At 65.6% G+C, this 19891-nt stretch carries 17 protein-coding genes; 11 read left to right on the forward strand and 6 right to left on the reverse strand.

Going from position 1 to position 19891, the window contains the following annotated elements; translation table 11 throughout:
- Positions 1-951 precede the first annotated feature (951 nt).
- From wzy to ELX43_RS03220, 9 genes are all read left to right on the forward strand, one after another.
- Positions 952-2205 (forward strand): O-antigen polysaccharide polymerase Wzy, encoded by a 1254-nt coding sequence (gene wzy / locus ELX43_RS03180; RefSeq protein ID WP_164860564.1) that lies wholly within the window; start codon positions 952-954, stop codon positions 2203-2205.
- Complete coding sequence (locus tag ELX43_RS03185) at positions 2198-3439, forward strand: glycosyltransferase (RefSeq protein WP_164860565.1); 1242 nt, start codon at positions 2198-2200, stop codon at positions 3437-3439. The genes wzy and ELX43_RS03185 overlap by 8 nt, the downstream gene beginning before the upstream one ends.
- Positions 3436-4674, forward strand: coding sequence for an oligosaccharide flippase family protein (locus tag ELX43_RS03190; RefSeq protein WP_127782104.1), 1239 nt, complete (start codon positions 3436-3438; stop codon positions 4672-4674). Before ELX43_RS03185 ends, ELX43_RS03190 begins: the two co-directional genes overlap by 4 nt.
- A gap of 128 nt (positions 4675-4802) precedes the next feature.
- Positions 4803-6086, forward strand: coding sequence for a nucleotide sugar dehydrogenase (locus ELX43_RS03195; RefSeq protein ID WP_127782105.1), 1284 nt, complete (start codon positions 4803-4805; stop codon positions 6084-6086).
- A gap of 253 nt (positions 6087-6339) precedes the next feature.
- On the forward strand, positions 6340-8196 hold the full coding sequence (locus ELX43_RS03200; protein WP_241249850.1) for a polysaccharide biosynthesis tyrosine autokinase: 1857 nt from the start codon (positions 6340-6342) through the stop codon (positions 8194-8196).
- A 275-nt stretch (positions 8197-8471) separates the two neighbouring features.
- Positions 8472-10043 (forward strand): DUF4012 domain-containing protein, encoded by a 1572-nt coding sequence (locus tag ELX43_RS03205; protein ID WP_127782107.1) that lies wholly within the window; start codon positions 8472-8474, stop codon positions 10041-10043.
- Positions 10044-10128: 85 nt separating this feature from the next.
- On the forward strand, positions 10129-10821 hold the full coding sequence (locus tag ELX43_RS03210) for a hypothetical protein (protein WP_127782108.1): 693 nt from the start codon (positions 10129-10131) through the stop codon (positions 10819-10821).
- Positions 10822-10932: 111 nt separating this feature from the next.
- Positions 10933-11640 (forward strand): class F sortase, encoded by a 708-nt coding sequence (locus ELX43_RS03215; protein ID WP_127782109.1) that lies wholly within the window; start codon positions 10933-10935, stop codon positions 11638-11640.
- Positions 11641-12074: 434 nt separating this feature from the next.
- Positions 12075-12848 (forward strand): SGNH/GDSL hydrolase family protein, encoded by a 774-nt coding sequence (locus tag ELX43_RS03220; protein ID WP_164860567.1) that lies wholly within the window; start codon positions 12075-12077, stop codon positions 12846-12848.
- A 9-nt stretch (positions 12849-12857) separates the two neighbouring features.
- Here ELX43_RS03220 and ELX43_RS03225 read toward each other — a convergent pair whose 3' ends face one another.
- From ELX43_RS03225 to ELX43_RS17735, 6 genes are all read right to left on the reverse strand, one after another.
- Positions 12858-13391: a hypothetical protein gene (locus ELX43_RS03225; protein WP_127782111.1), complete on the reverse strand. Its 534-nt coding sequence runs from the start codon at positions 13389-13391 to the stop codon at positions 12858-12860.
- A 32-nt stretch (positions 13392-13423) separates the two neighbouring features.
- A complete protein-coding gene (locus ELX43_RS03230; RefSeq protein ID WP_127782112.1) occupies positions 13424-14083 on the reverse strand; it encodes an acetyltransferase in 660 nt (219 codons plus the stop codon).
- A 120-nt stretch (positions 14084-14203) separates the two neighbouring features.
- Positions 14204-14893, reverse strand: coding sequence for a response regulator (locus tag ELX43_RS03235; protein WP_127782113.1), 690 nt, complete (start codon positions 14891-14893; stop codon positions 14204-14206).
- On the reverse strand, positions 14890-16590 hold the full coding sequence (locus ELX43_RS03240) for an ATP-binding protein (RefSeq protein WP_127782114.1): 1701 nt from the start codon (positions 16588-16590) through the stop codon (positions 14890-14892). The genes ELX43_RS03235 and ELX43_RS03240 overlap by 4 nt, the downstream gene beginning before the upstream one ends.
- Complete coding sequence (locus ELX43_RS17730; protein ID WP_206518093.1) at positions 16584-16970, reverse strand: response regulator transcription factor; 387 nt, start codon at positions 16968-16970, stop codon at positions 16584-16586. The genes ELX43_RS03240 and ELX43_RS17730 overlap by 7 nt, the downstream gene beginning before the upstream one ends.
- Positions 16967-17362, reverse strand: coding sequence for a response regulator (locus ELX43_RS17735; RefSeq protein WP_206518094.1), 396 nt, complete (start codon positions 17360-17362; stop codon positions 16967-16969). The genes ELX43_RS17730 and ELX43_RS17735 overlap by 4 nt, the downstream gene beginning before the upstream one ends.
- A gap of 151 nt (positions 17363-17513) precedes the next feature.
- Here ELX43_RS17735 and ELX43_RS03250 point away from each other — a divergent pair, with 151 nt between their 5' ends.
- Positions 17514-19028, forward strand: a complete 1515-nt coding sequence (locus ELX43_RS03250; RefSeq protein WP_127782116.1) for an acetyl-CoA acetyltransferase — start codon at positions 17514-17516, stop codon at positions 19026-19028.
- 31 nt (positions 19029-19059) lie between these two features.
- Positions 19060-19866: a crotonase/enoyl-CoA hydratase family protein gene (locus ELX43_RS03255; RefSeq protein ID WP_127782117.1), complete on the forward strand. Its 807-nt coding sequence runs from the start codon at positions 19060-19062 to the stop codon at positions 19864-19866.
- The last annotated feature ends 25 nt before the right edge of the window (positions 19867-19891 follow it).

Genomic DNA, 19891 nt, shown 5'->3' on the forward strand with positions numbered 1-19891 from the left:
TGTGGATAGCGACGATCGCCTTGACGACGGTGCGGTTCGTACTGTTCGCGCGAAAGCAATGGAATACGCACCCGCCAATGATGTAGGTGCCGTGTTTTTCTGTTACCGAACCGCGGGTGGGGACTTGCTAGGGGCGCCCGGCGGGGCAGATAACGAAGACGTCGTGATGACGCGCGCGACCTATGATGAGAGCTTCGGCAAATACGACGGAAGCGTCGGCTATTTCAGGCGTGTTGTCGAACGGTACCGTTATCCACAGTTCGGAGGAGAGTCCTACTTAGGGCCGACGGTTCTCCAGCTCATGATGGCGCCGGAGTTTTCTCTATGCTTCACGCATGATGTCGTTGGCTTCGCTGAGTACCAAGCTGATGGCCTCAGTGCGAGCGGGAGGTTGCTCCGGATGCGGAACCCCCTTGGAATGATGACGTACGCGTCCCTGCAGAGGCAGCAATCTCGTTCCTTGAGCGCCCGTCTGCAGCACGCTGTCAAGTATCACGCCTACCGCAGACTTGCGGCGGGCGGACCCGACTGCACGGCCCTAGGTGAGCTGCGTGGCGGTCGAGGTGAGCGTGTGCCCCTTCTTCTTGGTATCTGCCTAGCGCTGTACTGGAAACGAAAGTACACGCCCTCTTCAACTGGTATGAGTGGTCTTGCCGCTGGTGCTTCCCGTACGCATCCACACAAGGGCGGTGCGAGTTGGTTACGCCGTCGCTAGATAGATCCGATGTCCCGGGACTCACGTTCGGCAATAGGCGGCGCTTTCGGTCGCTGTCGATGCCTCTATTGCTCGGAGAGGCTGCGATCCTCCTTGCGGTACTTGGGGCCATCTATGTGGTCGGTGGACATCGACCCACCGAGTTGGCGAGCCAGCAAGTCCTTTATCTGTGCTGGGTGAACAACGGGCTCGTGGTTGCTCAACTTTGCGTCCTGCGAAGGTCATTTGGGTCTCTGATGGCCCCGACCGTGCTGTACGCAGGGCTTCTATCAATCTTCACGTCGGGGCAGCTTGTACTGTTCTCGGTCGGGATCGATCCGTCTGGCGCAGACGTCCTCAATAGGGAGGCGCAAGCTTCAGTTATCCGCGCGGCGGTCTTCTACATGGTTGCATATTGCTTTTTCTGCGCGGCCTGCGTCGCCACTAACGAAATTGCGGGGGCACGCCCTGCCCGGTACCGGGCAGGGCCGTCGCTTGACGATTGGAGGACGGCGCTTCGATCTACCGGCGCGGTCTGCATTGTTGTGGGAGCGGTCCCATTTATGGTGGCGAATCTCCATAACTTTCGGGTCATCCTCACCGAAGGGTACTCAGGGTACTACGCAGAGGGTGCACGGATCAGTTCACCGCTGCTGAACCTCAGTTATCTCTTCATCGTGGGTTTGGTATTCATAGGATGTGGGGGAGTCGAAAGTCATCGAAAGTGGGCGGCCTTAGCGCTCGCCTCGGTAGCAATATTGCGCCTGGCTGCTGGGGACCGTGGCGAGGGAATGATCTATCTGCTCACCGCATATCTCGTTGGGACACAGCTTGCTCGGGTCGGCAAGGGCCGTAGGTTGAAGTTGATACTCGTCTTCATCTTCGCGATCATCGCGATCCCTGCGGTAGGAGTAATCCGGCAATCGTTCGGCGGAGTCGGAGTCGGCCTTCTCGACTCGATACGGGAGCAGAACCCATTCGAAACCACTCTGCAGACCACGGGCGGAACTCTGTTCCCCTTGGTGAAGATCATGGAGTTGATTCCAGCAGCGGAACCGTTCGCTGCTGGGGGAACGTATGTAAGCAGCGTGGCCCATCTTTTCCCGGGATTCCTGCGCGGGCCTCTGACCGATATTGCGGCGGATACGGGCTTCAGCAGCCCTGCCACATGGCTCATGGAGCGAATGGGAATGTCCTATGGCCCCGGGTTCACACCGTTTGCTGAGGCATATATGAACTTCTCCTGGATTGGGGGATGCGGGGCAATGTTCGTGTATGGTGTGCTATTTACAACACTATTGCGCGTGCCCACTCAGGTGTCGTCCGCCGGGCCTTTGAGGGTGGCGCTCGTGATAGCGTCATTTGCCCTCGTAGGGTTTAGTGTCCGTGGATCGGTGAACTTCGTTGTTCCGTTTCTATTCCGCTACGTGTTGGTTCCGGGTGTCGCTGTAGCGCTGATCGCGCAGGGCCTCCGCCGAAGCCGCGGGCGCAAGGTAGGGCATGGTGACTAGCTTGGAGAAGACGAGCGTTCTCGTTGTGGTGAGCTCTATGGCCATCGGTGGGCCGCAGAAGAGCCTGATCGGACTGCTGGACCGCCTCGACTACGAGTTGCTGTGCGTCGACCTGATGGTGCTCAACGGGCGTACAGGGCCGCTCTCGGCGTTCGTACCCTCCAGCGTGCGGGTTATAGACACTCCTCGTCGGGTCGTCGCTGCAACCCTGCCCAGCGCCGAGATGGCGCGGAGCCTCGGTGTCCTTCTTCGATCTCTCAGCCTGCGGACTCTGCCGGCTGCCATCTGGGAGCTACTGAAGGGCGTCAGCGAGCGGCGTGGATGGCAACGCGTTCGTCAGCGAGTATGGAGGGTTGTCAGCCGGGAGCTGCCGCGAGTTCCGGGTACTTATGATGCGGCATTTGGAATCCTGGGCCTCTCGACCTACGCCATCGTTGACCTTGTCGATGCAAGGTTCAAGTATCACTGGGTCCGCAGCGACACGCGGGTGCTCGAGCGCGACGAAGTTGTCGATCGCGAGTACTACGACAAGTTGGCGGGAGCCGTTGCGGTGTCTAAGCAATGCGCCGAGATCTTTCAAGACATGTACCCGAGCATCCGTGGAAACATGGCTGTATACAAGAACGACATCCCCCGGGGCATCGGACTGGAAGGATCGATCGATACGGCTCCCCTACGGGGTGGGTCGTTCACGCTGCTCACGATCTCGCGATTGGACCACCTGAAGGGCCTCGATCTTGCGATCGGGGCATGCGCTGCGCTCGTCGAGCGCGGCTTTTCGCCTCGTTGGATCGTGTTAGGCGAGGGTCCCGAGAGGGTGAAGTTGGAGAAGATGATTCGGGCGCGTGATCTTTGCGACTTCTTCACCCTCCCCGGAAGTGTCTTGAATACGATTCCATATTTGGAGAGGGCGGACATTTATGTTCATCCTTCTCGCACGGAGGGTCGATCCAACGCTGTCGAGGAAGCGAGAGCGTTGGGCAAGCCGATTGTGGCAACGGCCTACGAGACTGTCGCGGACCAGGTGGCTGATGGCGTCACGGGGGTAGTTTGCGCTATTGACTCGCTAGCGATCGCTGATGCTATTGAAAGACTATTAGCCGAGCCGAGTGTCGGCCGTAGGCTGGGTGAGCAGGCAAGGCATGCGTATGACTCGGAAACCTGCGACCCGGACGTACTAATGCGGATGGCGTGCCTGGGCGACGTGTCGAGCTTCGGTGGTGGGATTAAATGAGGGACTATCGCCTAAATTTAATCAATAAGGCCATCTCTTCTGTAGCCGGTCTGGTCGTCTCGGTGATTATCGCCAGGTATTTGGGTGTTGTGCTGCGCGGGGAGCTGGCCTTCATTACCCAGGCAGTTGGAATGCTGGCCGTTATCTTCGGCATGGGGCTGAACCAGGCGTTCCCCTATTTCTTCCGTACTGAGCCGAACCGTAGGACGCTAGATACGTTCTTGCGCCTGTTCGCCGTTCAGTTTGTGTTTTATGCCGTCGCGGCGGGGCTCTTGGCATTTCTCGTGCCCGACAGGACGGTTCGATGTCTCCTGCTTCTCCTCGTTGTTACCGTGCTGTACCAGCAGATGGAAAGTGCGATGGCGGTGTACCATATTCGGCTCAAGATCTGGACGAATATCGGCATATCTGTGCTGCGAATCCTGGCCCACGCGGGAATGCTTCTGTGGCTACCTTCCAGCCTAGTTTGGCCGGTAGTAATCTCCAGTGGTACTTGGCTGGCCGCCATCCTGGCGTACATCATTGGTGTCGGCGGACTATCCCGGGGCCGTCTTGACGCCGACCGTGCAAAAAGGATTGTCTCCTACAGCTGGTTACCCATGTTTACTTCCCTGCTGATCATTATGAATTATAATATCGATACTCTGATGTTGAAGTGGCTCGGCAGTCCTGAGGACCTCGGTAATTATGCAGTCGCTGCAGGCATTGTCGTCTACCTGTGGGTCATTCCCGATGCGATAAAGGAAGTTCTGATGTCCCGCGTCGCCCGCTCCAGCGACGTGCGAGCGGCCGTCCTACCACTAAAAGCGGCGGTAGTCCTTGGGGTGCTGAGTGTGGTATTCATTATTGCATTTGGACCGCTACTCATCCCCTTGCTGTACGGCGAAGATTTCGCCGCTGCGTACGGGCTGTGCGCTGTGTTATCCATTGGCGTTATTAGCATGATCTACTACAAGGTCCTCGGTGTTGTGATGCTCTCCGAGGGGCGAAGAGTGTTCTATTTTGCGACGTTGGCTGTAGCTGTATTACTTAACTCTGTTGCAAACCTCGTCGTTATACCAGCCTATGGCGCATACGGCGCCGCCGGAGCGTCCGTCGCCTCATACACTGTGACCGGCGGTGCCTTCTTGGTCTATTTCTGCAGGGTTAAGGAGCTTCGCCTCCGTGACGTGGCAGTCGTGGGCAGAGGCGATCTTAGGGTTCTCCGAAATGTGGGCAGAAGGGTGGCGGCGTGAGGTTGAGTGCTTCGCCGTTTGGGCAAAGTGTGCGAGTAGGAGTGGACCCTGGCACGCCTTGATGGTGTCGAGTTGGAATGTTGAAGCGGTCGTCTTAGATCGCACGATCCGATGATTGGTGGAAGTTGATGAATCTAGAAATTCGTGATGCGAAGCTCGGCGTCGTTGGGCTTGGCTATGTGGGCCTCCCGCTCGCCGTCGCGTTCTCCCAAAAGTTCGATGTTGTGGGATTCGATATCAACCGAACCCGTATTGAGCAATTGTCTAGTGGGCACGACCGGACCAGGGAGGTCGGATCGACGGAATTGGCGGCTGCGACTCGGTTAACGTTTACATGTGAGCCGGACGCGCTGGGTGAAGCTAATGTCTACATTATCACCACGCCTACTCCGATTGACCCCCACAAGAATCCAGATATGAGCGCGGTACTTGCTGCCACCCGGACGGTCGGCGCAGTGCTTAAGGATGGTGACGTAGTTATTTATGAGTCCACCGTCTACCCGGGTGCAACCGAGGAAGAGTGCGTGCCGTTGCTGCGGGAGCTCAGTGGATTAGTCTTCAATGATCAATTTTATGTTGGCTATAGCCCCGAGCGCATTAACCCTGGCGATAAGGAGCATAGGTTTGAGAACATCTGTAAAGTTACCTCAGGCTCCACTCCTGAAGCGGCACGGTTTGTTGACGACCTGTACCGGTCGGTGGTTGTCGCCGGTACGCATATGGCGCCGTCCGTCAAGGTCGCCGAGGCCGCAAAGGTTATCGAAAATACGCAGCGAGACCTGAACATCGCTTTGATTAATGAGCTTGCGATGATATTCAATCGGCTGGAGATTAGCACTGAAGATGTACTTGCTGCTGCAGCTACGAAGTGGAACTTTCTCAACTTTCGGCCGGGCTTGGTCGGCGGTCACTGCATTGGTGTTGATCCCTACTACCTTACATACAAGGCACAAGAGATTGGGTATCATCCAGAACTGATCCTCGCCGGCAGACGCCTGAATGATTCGATGGGGGCGTACGTTGCGTCTCAGCTCATCCGACAGATGATCCGAACTGGAATTGATCTACGCACGGCGCGGGTCCTCGTCCTCGGCCTCACGTTTAAGGAAAATACGCCAGACCTACGGAACACGCGTGTCGTCGATGTTTGTCGAGAGCTTGAATCCTATGGGGTGCAGGTGGACGTCCACGATCCTTGGGTCGATGGTGACGAGGCGTCAAGGGAGTACGGCATCACCGTTACGAAGAGTCCGGGCCACGGCGAGTACGACGCAATCATTGGCGCGGTGGCTCATGATTCGTTCCGGGAACTGGGCGCGGAGGGCATTCGCGCCTTTGGAAAGCCTGGACGCAGCGTTCTGTACGACCTGAAGGGACTGGTGGGGCGCGCGGACTCCGACCTTCAGTTGTGAGGACAACTTCTTTCATCGCGTGAAATGACGGTGAGGCCAGCCCTGGTTGCAGACGCGGCTGTTAGCCGGGCACCTCACTACGGTGCGAATCTCTGGGGATTACGCCGCGGTCCCGGCCGGCCTGGACGGCTTTGTCCGAGTAGCTGACTGCTGAGTCTTATTGGAAGCAGCCGTGGCGACGAGTAGCTGCGGTCAGTGTGGTTTGGACTTCTCAAGGCTGCACGGCATGGCCAACAGTTCAACAGGGCTTTCGATGCCTCGACGTGGCGCTCTGCGCCGGCGAGCGGCGCCTGCCCCAGGTGCCGATGCGTTGGCTGATTGCTTCTCTTCGAGGCGGGCGGGCTCGGCTGAGGCGCGGGTCTGGGTTTGGGGCGGAGGGGTCGGCGCTGCTCTGTCGGCCACTGCGGGTTGTTCAGACCAGTGCGGGCTGGGGAGCAGCGATACGGGTGCATGGGTCAAGCGCCGTGGGCGGCCGTATCGCGTTAGGGCGGCGGGTCGAGGCCGGTCATTGGGAGGTAGCCTACGGTCAGCCAGAGTGGGATTCGCAGAATGCGCCGCGTGCCACGCTCCTGCGGGCGACCTCGGTGGCGGTATTGCTGTTGAGCGCGGAACAACTAGGCGAGGCGACGGAGAGGTCAGCGCGGTGGAGATTAGTGATTACTTCCGGATTTTACGGAGTAGATGGAAGCTTGTGGTTGCAGTAATAGCGGCAGGAGTACTCGTAGCGCTCTCCGTGTCGCTGCTGACCACCCCGAAATATGCGGCAACGACTCAGTTGTTTGTCTCCACAACTGGCCAGGACAACACCACGTCGGCCTACCAGGGCGGTCTTTTTTCCCAACAGCGTGTCACCTCATACTCGGAGTTAATCAAGGGCCGCGAGGTCGCTCAACGTGTCGTTGATGCGCTGCGACTTCCAGTAAGTGCCTCCGACGTATCTAGCGGGATTACAGTTAAGGTCGTTCCAGATACGGTCATCCTCCAAGTCACTGTTACCGATCCGTCTCCTGAACGTGCGCGAGACGTTGCGAACACTCTGGCTATTGTGTTTACGCAATTGGTGTCGGAATTGGAGACGCCCCAGGGGGGCGCGACCGCTGCTACGAAGGTCACGGTGGTTCAACAGGCAGACTTACCTACCATGGCTGTGTCCCCAAATACCAGGCAGAATGTTGCGTTTGGCGCTGTCCTCGGCCTCCTGATCGGTCTCGGGTTGGCCCTTCTCCGAGACCGGCTGGACAAGACAGTTAAGAGCCGGCAGGAAGTGGTCGATTCGACCGGTGCGTCGGTCGTGGGTGCGATTCCGTACGACTCCGTGAGGCCCGAACAGCCCCTCGTTTCTTTCGGGGAGGGGCACTCCGCTAGCGCGGAGGCGTTCCGACAGGTCAGGACGAACCTACAGTTTCTAGATGTGGACAACCCTCCCCATGTGGTGGTCGTCACTAGCGCGTTGCCGAATGAGGGTAAGACGACGACGGCACTGAATCTTGCATTCGCGATAGGTGAGGCCGGTCATCGTGTGCTGCTGGTGGAGGCTGACCTGCGACGACCGCGACTAGCGCGTTATCTCCGGCTTGTGGAGAACGTCGGCTTGACTAACGTGCTGTCCGGCACCGCAGAACTGGATGATGTGTTGCAGCCGACTAGTAATCTGACTGTCGAATTGCTGGCTGCAGGCCCCCACCCGCCGAACCCGAGCGAGTTATTAGGCTCCAGCCGACTGCAGGACCTGCTTGCGGATCTGCGCACTCGTTACGACTACATCATTTTTGATGCGCCCCCGCTATTGCCAGTGACTGACGCTGCGGTGCTGACCGTTCAAGCTGATGGTGCGATCCTGGTTGCGCGGCATGGGCATACTGAACGGGACAAGCTGGCACGCGCGACGGAGAACTTGCGCAGTGTGGACGGACGCGTGCTGGGAACTATCTTGAATATGGTGCCGGTTAAATCGAATGGCTACGATTACGCCTATTACTACGAAACCGAGCCCCGGCCCGCGGCCAGCGGGGTGCACTCGCCCGGTGATGCGCCAGTTGGCCCTGCGTTGGATGCCGACGTCAACGGCGCCGCTGTGCCCGATCGAGCGGCCAAGGTGGAACGGCACTAGTGGATACCGAGGGTAGTTTGAACAGCTTGCAGGCGCCTTCGGCGCCCCCGCGACGACGCGTCCGTCGACGTCGCCGTGTCGCCTGGCACCGGCGCCACCGTACTGCGCTGGTAGTGGCGGGGTTTTTTTCCCTGGCCACCCTCGTCCTAGGTGTCTGGCTCGGACTTTCTGCATTCTCCGCTCGGGCCAACCTCGAATCTGCGCAGAGGCATTTGCAGGGGGCCCGCGCTGAGTTGGTCCGGCTAGACGTAGGCGCCGCCCAGCGGGAAGTCGAGTTGGCGGCTGCCGAGACGGCTGACGCACGTTCGGCGACGTCGATGTGGCTCTGGCGAGCGATGGGCGATGTGCCGTACCTGGGGACGCCGTTCGAGTCCACGGCCAGCATTGCGGAGGCTGCGGATGATCTAGTGGCGCTAGTGCTGCGTCCCGTCGTCGAGCAGGCGGCTGCGCTATCCCCAGAGAATTCGCGCGTCGCTGGGGCGGAGGTCGATCTGGCGGCGCTCAGTCGTGCCCGTGATCCGCTAAGCGACGCGCTTTCCGCATCTTCTGTCCTGCGTAATCGGATCGACGCAATTCCCGCCGATAGTTGGATAGGCAAGGTGGACGATGCGCGCCAGAATTTGCAGGGAAGGTCAGCTGAGTTGAACGGTCTGCTGTCGAACGCTGTCACTGCATCTACGCTGCTCCCGCCGATGCTGGGAGCGGATGGTCCGCGCAACTACTTCCTGGCCTTCCAGACCAACGCCGAGGCGCGTGGAACGGGCGGACTTGTCGGTGCGTACGGCATCCTGACCGCAGACCAGGGGAGGATCAGCCTTGACACGTTGGGCAGCAACCGCGATCTAAGCAACCGTGGCAAGGTGGGCATCGACCTTGGTTCCGAGTACTCCGAACAGTACGACGTCTACCGGTCGACAAGTGTCTGGGCGAACAGCAACGCGAGCGCGCATTTTCCCTACGCCGCCCAGATCTGGATGTCGCTGTGGGAGCAGGAAACCGGTCAACGGCTCGATGGCGCTATCGCCACAGATCCCGTGGCTTTGAGCTACCTGCTGAAGGTGGCCGGGCCAGTCAAGTCCGCTACGGGCGATACTGTGGACGGAAGCAACGTGGTGCGGTTGACGGAATCGGAGGTTTACCTCCGGTACCCCGACGATCAACGAGCACGCAAGGATTATCTGCAGTCGATCTCGTCTGCGGTGGTCGATAAGATCCTTCGGGGGGGTGGGGGTTCGACCACAGGGCTGCTAGGCGCTTTAGGCAGGGCTGCGAGTGAGGGGCGGCTAGCCGTCTGGAGTAGCAGTCCAGGCGAGGCAGAGGTGCTGGCGGCGACCCCGCTGGGCCACACGGTGCCCGAGACGGACCAGCCCTACGCGCAGGTGGTGGTGAACAACGCGGCCGGCAACAAGCTGGAGTACTACCTGGGCCGCCAGGTCGGCTACACGGCCGGCCCCTGTGTCGGTCCTGTCCGCGCATCGACGGTGACCGTGGACCTCACCAACAACGTTCCCGCCGGTGGGCCCGACGCACCGTCCTACGTCTACGGACGCATCGACCGGGGTGCAGTCGGACCGCCGGGCACCTCCCGGCTGCTCGTCGCGCTGAATGCCACCCACGGGGCGGAGCTACTCTCAGTAACGGTAGACGGAGTACCCGCCACTGCCCGTGTGGCTACGGAGCGTAGTCATCCGGTGTACACAGTGGACGTGCAGATTCCTCCCGGTGCCACAAAGAAGCTGCAGTACAACCTGACCGAGCCCACCGCCCCTGGCCGGGCGATTGTCCCGGTGCAGCCACTGGTGGAGCCGATGGGTACAGAGATCAACGTTCCCCAATGTTCCAACTAGGATTGTTGATTACCCTTGGTGCTGTTAGGGTTTCACTGAGCATGCCGCTAGGTCTGCTAAATACGATCTCAAAGGGAGTAGTGCGATGAAGGCACTCCGAGTTACTCGCGTCCTGGCGGCCGCCACTCTGGTCATGGGCGGCTCGCTGCTGGCCGCCGCACCCGCCTCCGCCCAGGTGTACAACCCCGACGCCCCGCCGGTCGCGTCCATCAGTCAGACCATCGTCGTGGCGGGCCAGAACGTCACGGTGAACGCGTTCAACTTCAACATCGGCGAGATCGTCGTCGGCACGGTGTTCTCCACGCCGCGCAACATTGGCACTGCAGTCGCCGACGGTGCCGGTGCTGTGTCGTTCACCTTCTCCACGGCCGGCCTCGAGGCCGGTCCGCACCACGTGGACCTCGTCGGCAGCGCGGGCAACATCGCCCGTGTTGAGTTCACCGTCGTGGCCCCCGGCCAGGGCAGCGGCATTCCCGGCGGCAACGGCACCGGTACGGGCAACGGCTCCGGCAACGGCGCCGGTGGCACCGGCGGCGGCTCCGGTACCGGCACGGGCAGCAACGGCTCGGGCTCGGGCCTGAACGGCTCCGGTTCCGGCAGCACCGGCACCGGCAGCACCGGCTCCGCCTCGTCCTACAACGCCTCCAGCATTGACACCGGCGTTCCCGGCGAGGGCACTGGCCCCGACGGCACGGTTCTCGCTGGCGGTATCGCCCTGGTGGCCGTCGCCGGTGCCGGCGCGGGCGTCATGGTGCTGCGTCGCCGCAACGCTGCCTGATCAGGCACTAGCTCTCACCCCGGGCGCCTCGGCGTCTGGTCGCTAAGCCCCGCCTCTGCACCAGAGGCGGGGCTTAGCCCATTTTCCGGCGACCACTAGCGGAGGCGCGGCATGAGCGAACGAACCACCACAGCACGAGTGGCACAAGGCGGACTGGTCGTCGCGATCCTGGTGGCACTGGTGGCCGGCGTGGTGCTGATCGTGCAGGGATCGCGATCAGAGGAGCCCGCCGCGGCGCCGTTGCCCAGCGTGCAGTTCAACGTTCCCGCGGCTGAGCTGCCGCCGCTGGAGGCGGCCCCTGCAGCCGCCGACCCGCTCCGCGACAAGCCTGCCGGGTGCGAGCTGGCCGTGGCGCCCTCCACGGTGGTGATCGGCTCGCTCTGCCTCAGCGGACGGCTGGTTCCGGCCAGCACCACCGAGACCGGCGCACTCAACGTTCCCCGCGACGTGCACGTGGTGGGAATGTGGGACCAGGGCGCCCCGCTGGCAGGCCCAGCTGGAGAGCCCGTGGCCGAGGGCACCACGCTGCTGGCCGGCCACGTCAACGACTACAGCCAGGGCAACGGCGTGCTCTACGACCTCTACAAGGTGCAGCCCGGCGCCGTGGTGCACGCAGCCGACGCCGCAGGCCACACCACCCGCTGGCGGGTGACCGCCCAAGAAGTGGTGGTAAAGGCCGCACTGCCCAAGTCGGTGTTCGCCGGCCCGGTGGGTGAGCGCAAATTGGTGCTGGTGACCTGTGGCGGCCCCATTGTGCACGTGCCCGGCTACGGCAACACCTATCGCGACAACGTGGTGGTGACCGCGGTACCCGCCTGATCAGCCGTGGGCGAAGGCGCCGGCACAACCAGCTCCACCATGGACTGCTGACTGGCCGGTACGCCGCGATTCTGCAACGTCAGGTACATGATGGCACCCACCACGAGGGCGACCGCGAGGAAGGCCCAAAAGGCAAGGTTCTGCATACGTCGCTGCTCGACGACGTTTCGGTGATGGCGTGGCATGACGGGAATTCTCCGCATCTCACGACATTAAGCAAGGTCACAATGGGTGAGCGATGGTGTAACCCTATGAATGGTGTGGCATTGCCCAGCAATGTGCGAATACGGATTAGCGATAAGTCGCTGCTCCGCAATGGCGCGAAGGTTCGGGGCGACGGGAAGGGGCCCCGGGGTACGTCACGAAGCGTGAGATCCGTTGGGCTGGAAGGTAGTTGCTCGTGGATCAGCAACGGTCTCGGGCATGATGACCCCATGAAGCTGAACGACGGCGTCGAGAAGTACGGGTTCCCGGTGTTCATCGCGGCGGCCATCGTGGCGGGCGCCGTGATGTGGACCGCGCTGGAGAACCGGACGCCCCCAGTGGAGCCGCAGACCGCCGGAGCAGCCCCGATGACCACTGCGCCGCCGGTGGTGACGTCGGCGCCCCTGCCGCAGGCCTCCGTGCCGCCCCGCCCCACTGCCTCGTCCACCGCTGCGGCCTCCGCGATGCCGCAGGCAGTGCGGATGGTGGTGATCGGCGGCTCCTCAGCCAACGGCAACAGCCCGGACTTCATCGGCAAGAGCCTGGGCAACACCTCCTGGGTCTCCCACGCAGCCAAGGACCGCATCACCTTCGTCGGCGGCTGGGCCGACAGTGGGGCCACCACGGAGCGCATGGCCGCCGCGGCCAAGTCCATGCCCGCTGACGTGGTGGTGGTCGGGGTCGATCTCACCGACGCCGAGCGGGACGTCCCCGCCTCGTCCACGACGGCCAACGTCGAGAAGATCGTGCGCGCGGTCAACGCCCCCCGGGTGATCCTCACCGGTGCGCTGCCCAGCGCGGCCGAGCCCACCCTGGCCACGCAGACCAACTCCGCGCTGCAGAAGCTGGCCAGCCAACGGGGTTGGACCTTTGTGGACGTCGGAGCGCCGGTGCGCTCGGGTGACGGCTACGCCAGGGGCATGTCGGCGGACGGCGAGAACCCCAACGCGGCGGCAGCTGCGGCGATCGGCGAGACCGTGCGCAAGGCGATCCTCAACCAGTGAGCTCTAGCCTCAGCTGAGCTCGGCTCGCAGCGCGTCGAGCACCGGCAGCAGCGTGGCGGTGATCTGCCGACCGATCTCCTGGAACGTGGCGAGGTCCTGCCCCATCGGGTCGGTGATGTCCAGCGAATCCGGCGCCGGTGGTCGCGCGGCCCGGGCCTGAGCCAGCCGAGGAAGCAGGGCCGCCTCGCTCGACGGCACCGCCAACAGCGCGGAGAGCTCCCGCAGGGTGAAGGCCCGGCGCATGGCGCGCGGCGACTCCTCCAGCACCCGGTTGCGGTGCCGGGTGCTCAGCCCCACCACCAGGTCGGCGTCGTTGACCATGGCGGGCTTGAGCTGGCGGGCGCGAAAGCCGGTGGGGTCACCGCCCAGCTCGGTGAGCACCTGGGCCGCTGACGGCTCCATGGTGTAGCCCGCCACCGCCCGGGTGCCGGCACTGCTCGCGGTCAGCCCGGGGAGTCCGTGGTGGGCGGCGTAGGCCTGGGTCAGCCGCTCGGCCGTGGGGCTGCGGCAGATGTTGCCGGTGCAGACGAAGAGCAGGTGCATCGCGCCATCATGGCAGCCCGCGAAAAGCAGTGTCAGCCGCGTGGCTTTGCGGGCACCCCTACCGCCGTGACACCCGCTGGAATGTCCTTGACCACGCTGGCGCTGGCCCCGATCACGGCGCCCTTGCCGACGGTACGGCCCTGGATGACGGCGGCGCCCGTGCCGATGTTCACCTCGTCCTCCAGCACGACGTTGCCCGAGATCGTCGCCCCCGGGTTCACCGTGACGTAGTCGCCCAGCACGGCGTCGTGGCCGACCGTGACACTGAGGTTGAGGTGTGTGTGCCTGCCCAGGACCACGTTCGTCGTCACCGAGGCGTGCGCGCAGATGACCGTGCCTGGGCCGACACGGTTGCGATGGCGGCCCAGGGTCGCAGTGGGATGGACGAGCACCGCTGCCTCGTAACCGGCCTCAGCAGCTCGTTCGTCGATCTTTCGGCGGACTGAGCCAGTGCCGATTCCGATCACGTACTGGGTGCCGTCCGGCAGGCCCTCCAGGGCGGCCATGCCGCCGAGGTGCGGTCCGCGGCCGTCGAGCAGCGACAGGTCGACCGGTCCGTCGTCGATGAAGCCAAGGAAGTCGAAGCGCGGTCGCCCATCGACGGCTGGCGCGTCATTCATGGCTTCCATGACGTCGTGCACTTCGCGGCCAAAACCGCCGGCACCGATGATCACGAGCGGTGTTGCGTTCATAGGCGGATGGTAATGAGGAGTGCGGCCACCGTGGGGGAGCCGCTTCAGCGATTCTCGCCGCCGCGTGGTGGCCGAGCCGTCTTGCCAGGTGAGCCGCGCCCCCGCAACGGACCCGTCCGGCTACTGACCGGTGCGGCGGACGTGCCCGGCGGCCACCAGTGCGGCCTCCACCTCGGCGTGCGCCAGCTCGCCGGCCTGGGCGCAGGCCTGCACCACCCGGCACAGCTCGGCCAGCCCGGGGTAACCGAACTGCCCGCTCGCCCCGGCCAGCACGTGCGCCACCTTGGCCAGCGCCACCAGGTCACCGGCCTCGCTCGCCGCAGCCAGCGCGGCGGTGCGCTCCGGCAGCAGCTGCAGGTACCCCGCCCGCATCTGGTTGAGCAGCTCGGCGTCGTAGGGATCCTCCAGCGGGTCGCGCACCGGCCCGTTGGTGAGCAGCTGGTGCGCCGCCGTCACCAGCACCGTGGCGTTGAGCGGCTTGGGCAGGCACAGCGCCGCCCCCGCCGCCTCCGAGCGGCGCCGCGCCGTGGGGGAGGGGTCCGCCGTCATGGTGATGAAGGTGGCTGCGCACCCGTTGCTGCGCAGCGCCCACAGCATGGTCGGCCCGTCCTGCTCGGCCATCGCCACGTCGGAGAGCACCAGGTCGATCTCGGTGTCGGCGTGCACCGCGTGCGCCTGCGCCGGGCCGCTGGCGGTGAGCACCGTGTACCCGGCCTCGTGCAGCACCCCGGCCGCGTGCGCCAGGTCGTCGGCGTCGTCGTCCACCACCAGGGCGATGAGCGCGGCCGGCGACGGAAGCTGAGTGCTCATGTGGCCCCCATTGCGTCCTGCATGGATTGTTCCGCGCCCACCCGCAGCGGCAGCCGGAAGCTGAAGGTGGTGCCCTCACCCTCCACGCTGCGCACCGCCAGCGTGCCCTGGTGCGCGGTGACGATCGCCCGGGTGATGGCCAGCCCCAGGCCCACCCCCGCGATGGCGTTGGTGGTGGCGGTGGTGGCGCGGAAGAAGCGGGTGAACAGCTGCTCCAGCTCGCCGGCGGGGATGCCGTAGCCGGTGTCGCGCACGCTCACCAGCGCCGCCGGCCCGCCCTCGCCGTCGGGCTCCACCACCAGGCACAGGCACACCGACCCGCCCCGCGGGGTGAACTTCACCGCGTTGGACAACAGGTTGTCGCAGGCCTGCCCCAGGCGCACCGCGTCCCCGGCCACCAGCACCGGGTGCTCGGGCAGCTCGGTCTCCACCAGCACCCCTGCAGCCGCGGCCACCGGCACCGCGGTGTCGGCCGAGGCCGCCAGCACCGCCACCAGGTCCACCGCGCTCTGGGCCACCACGAACTTGCCCGCCTCCACCTGCGCGGTGAACAGCAGGTCGCCCACCAGGTGCAGCAGCCGGTTGGCGTTGCGCTCCACAGTGGTCAGGTACTGCTGCTGCTGCTCGGTCAGCGGGTCGTCGGGGTCGTCCAGCACCAGCTCCAGGTAGCCCAGGATGGACGACAGCGGGGTGCGCAGCTCGTGCGAGATGAGGCTGATGAACTCGTCCTTGAGCCGGGCCACCTCCCGGGTCTTGGTCATGTCGGTGGCCACGAACAGGTAGCCCACCAGCTCGCCGTGGGCGTCGTGGCGCGGGGTGATGGCCAGCTCCACGCTGAGCAGCCGTCCGTCGGTGGTGCGGTAGGTGCAGTCGCGCACGTCGGCGGCACCGTCGGCGGCCAGCGCCACCAGCGCGGCAAAGCCGCTGCGCCCCGCGGCGTCGACGACGTCCAGCTCGGCGTCCACCAGGAAGTCGGTGACGCGGCGCTCGCGCACCACCTGGGTGCGCGCCGCCCCCAGCATCTTCTCCGCGCCCGGGTTGAAGATGGTGACCAGGCCACGGCGATCGGTGGCGATGATGGACTGCTCGGTGACGGCGTCGAGCACCCCGGCGAAGGCGTCGCGGGCCCCGGCCAGGTGCAGCGACGACTCGGTGAGCTGGGCCATCCGGTAGCGCACCCGGCTGGTCACCTGGTACATCGCCATCGCCGCCAGCAGCGCCACCGTGGGCGTGAACAGCCAGCGCAGCGTCATGTCCAGCGCGAACGGGGTGGGGTCGGGCAGCACCAGGTACGGCATGAACACCGTGAGGTCGGTGGCGAGGATGACCCACAGCAGCGTCTGCGGGCGCCGGGCCTGCGCCCCCAGCGCCAGCGCGGGCAGCACCAGCATGATCCCGTAGGGCGAGCTGGCCTCCCCGGTGGCCGCACCCAGCAGTCCCGAGGCGGTGATGCTCGCCAGGTCCACGCTGATCCGCCAGCCCGGGGCCCAGCGCCGCCACGGCAGCGCCAGCGCGGCCATGGTGATCACCAGCACCGCCACCACCGACGCGGTGAGCACCACGCCGTGCACCTCGATGCGGGTGAGCGGGATGCCCGACACCGACACCAGGAAGATGAGGCAGAAGATCACCTGCCGCTGGGCGAAGGTGGGGGTGGCCCGCCAACGACGCACCAGCGCGTCGCGGCTGCTCAGCACACCGGGTCCGCGAGCAGCTCGCCCAGCTTGGCCCGCAGCTCCCGCAGCGCGAACGGCTTGGGCAGGTAGGTGTCGGCGCCGGCGGCCAGCCCCGCCTGCACAGCGGAGACCTCCGCGTTGGCCGACAGGATGAGCACCCGCAGCGCGTCGCCGTGCTCGGCCCGCAGCGCGGCGCAGACCTGCAGCCCGGTCACCTGCGGCATGGACACGTCCAGGATGGCCAGGTGCGGCAGCTGCACCGCCGCGGCGTCCAGGGCGGCCTGGCCGTCACCCACCGAGGCCAGCACGGTGAACCCGGCCCGCTGCACCGCCAGCTCGATGAGCCGGCGGATGTCCGGGTCGTCGTCGGCGATCAGCACGGTGCGGACGGCTCCGCTCACGTGGGGCTCCAGTGCGGCAGCAGCCGGCCCAGGGCCGTGCGCAGCTGGCCGATGCTGAACGGCTTGGGCAGCGCGGTGTGCGCCGGCGGGTAGGACTCCAGGTCCAGTACCGAGGTGACCACGATGGGGCAGCGCGGGTCGCGCTCGTGCAGCGCCGAGGACAGCGTCCAGCCGCTCATCCCGGGCAGGCGCAGGTCCACCACCGCCAGGTCCAGGTCCACCCCCTCGATGAGGTCCAGCCCGGCCTCCGCGGAGGGGGCGGAGATCACCTCGCAGCCCGATCGCCGCAGGTAGACGGTGACCAGCTCGCGCTGGTCGTCCTCGTCCTCCACCAGCAGCACGGTGGGCGGGCGCCGCCGGGCGGGTCGGTCCAGCACGTCCTGGGTGTCCATGGGGCAGCAGCCTTCCGGTGATCAGCGGTGACCCACCCCACATCGGCTGAGGCGCCCGGTTCGTGAGGTCGACGCTGCAAGGGGGGTGGCGGGCGTCACTATTGGCTGCACTACTGTCAGGCCAGATCCCGACCCCTGAGGAGCGAGCGACGTGCCTGACCCGCGCCACATCCCCGTCATCGTCGGAGTGGGCCAGCTTCGGCACAACCGTGAGCGCACGGTGGCCGACGCCCGCGAGCCCCTGGAGCTGATGCTCGACGCGGTGGCCCTGGCCGCCGCCGACGCCGGCGTCCCGCAGCTGCCCGCCCACGCCGACAGCATCGACGTGGTCAACGTGGTGAGCTGGAGCTACGACGACCTGCCCGGCCTGGTGGCCCAGCGCGTGGGTGCCGACCCGCAGCACCGCCAGTACACCCCGGTGGGCGGGCAGTGGCCGGCCCGGCTGCTCGACGCCGCCGCCGCCCGCATCGCCGCGGGGGAGAGCACCATCGCCCTGCTGGTGGGCGGGGAGGCGCAGTCCTCCACCGGCGCCCTGGCCAAGGCCGGCGTCGACCCGGTGCAGGACTGCGGGTGGAGCGCCGCGCCCGGCGGGCCCGCGGCGTTCGACCCCGAGCTGCTGGGCGGCCCGGAGAACCAGGCGGCCGGGCTGATCCTGCCCACCCGCGTGTACCCGCTGTTCGACAACGCGCTGTCGCACCAGCTGGGACAGAGCCCGGACGAGGCGACGGCGTGGTCGGCGGAGATCTACGCCGCCTTCTCCGCCGAGGCCGCGGCCAACCCCGCGGCGTGGAACCCGGTGCAGCGCAGCGCCGAGGACATCGCCACCGTCACCCCCGGCAACCGGATGATCTCCGAGCCCTACCCGCTGTCGATGAACGCCAACCCGCAGGTGGACCAGGGCGCGGCGGTCATCATGACCTCCCTGGCCGCCGCCCGCGAGCACGGCGTGGCCGAGGACAAGCTGGTGTACGTGTGGGGCGGGGCCGGTGCCGACCAGGCCGAGGAGCACCTGCGCCGGGACGGCTTCACCGACTCCCCGGCCATGGCCGCCGCCTTCGAGCGCACCCTGTCCCAGGCCGGGGTGCACGCCGACGACCTGGACATCGTGGACATCTACAGCTGCTTCCCGGTGGTGCCCAAGCTGGCGTCGATCGCCCTGGACCTGCCCCGCGACGCCAGCCTCAGCGTCACCGGCGGGCACTCCGCCTTCGGCGGGCCGATGAACACCTACACCCTCTTCGCCGCGGTGAGCATCACCCAGCGGCTGCGGACGGAGCCGGGCCTGGCGCTGCTGCACGGCAACGGCGGCTTTGTCACCTACCAGCACGCGGTGCTGCTCAGCGACGCCCCGCACGCCCAGGGCTACGTGGGCAACCCCGAGCCGGTGCGCATCGAGTCGGCCAACGCCCCCGCGATCATCGCCCCCGTCTCCGGCACGGTGACCGTGGAGACGGCCACCGTGGAGCACGGCCGCGACGGCAAGCCCGCCACCGGCTTCCTGGTGGCCCGCACCGCCGACGGCGCCCGCTTCGCCGCGCAGACCGCCCCCGGCGACACCGCCAGCGCCGAGGCGCTGTCGATGGGCGAGCCCGGGGAGCGCCGCGAGGTGGTGGGCCGCACCGTCACCGTGGAGGTCGACGGCGCCCACGTGCGCATCAGCAGCTGAACCCACCATCACCGACAGGAACGAGGCGAGCGTGACCGACGAGGCACCCGAGGCAGTAGTCCTCACCGAGCGGCGGGGCCACACCCTGCTCATCACCATCAACCGCCCCAAGGCGTCCAACAGCATCAACGCCGACGTGCACAACGGCATCGGCGAGGCGCTGGAGCAGGCGGAGAACGACCCGGAGATCCGCGCGGTGGTGCTCACCGGCGCCGGCGACCGGGTGTTCTGCGGCGGCGCCGACCTCAAGGCGCTGGGCACCAAGGGCGGCGACGGCGTGCTGCCCCCGGAGACCAAGCACTGGGGCTTCGCCGGCATGGTGGACCACCCGGTGAGCGTGCCGGTGATCGCCGCGGTCAACGGCTCCGCGATGGGCGGCGGCACCGAGCTCGCCCTGGCCAGCGACCTCATCGTGGCCGCCGACAACGCCAAGTTCGGCCTGCCGGAGGTCCACCGTGGACTGATGGCCGCCGCCGGCGGGGTGTTCCGGCTGACCCAGGCGCTGCCCAAGCACGTGGCCCTGGAGCTCATCCTCACCGGCGAGCCGATGCCCGCCACCGACGCCCACCGCTGGGGCTTCGTCAACCGGGTGGTGCCGCAGGACCAGGTGCTCGACACCGCCCTGGCCCTGGCCGAGCAGGTCAGCGCCGGCGCCCCGCTGGCGGTGCAGGCCAGCAAGCGCGTCGCCCGCGGCATCGTCGACGGCAGCACCCCGGCCGAGCGGGACGCCTGGAAGCTCAACGACGAGGAGATGGCCAAGGTCTCCACCTCCGCCGACGTCATGGAGGGCATCGGCGCCTTCATGGAGAAGCGCCAGCCCAGCTGGCAGGGCAAGTAGCAGCACGGGTACGTCTGCGGGGCCG

Origin of the sequence: Rhodococcus sp. X156, assembly GCF_004006015.1 — a bacterium.
Classification (GTDB): domain Bacteria; phylum Actinomycetota; class Actinomycetes; order Mycobacteriales; family Mycobacteriaceae; genus X156.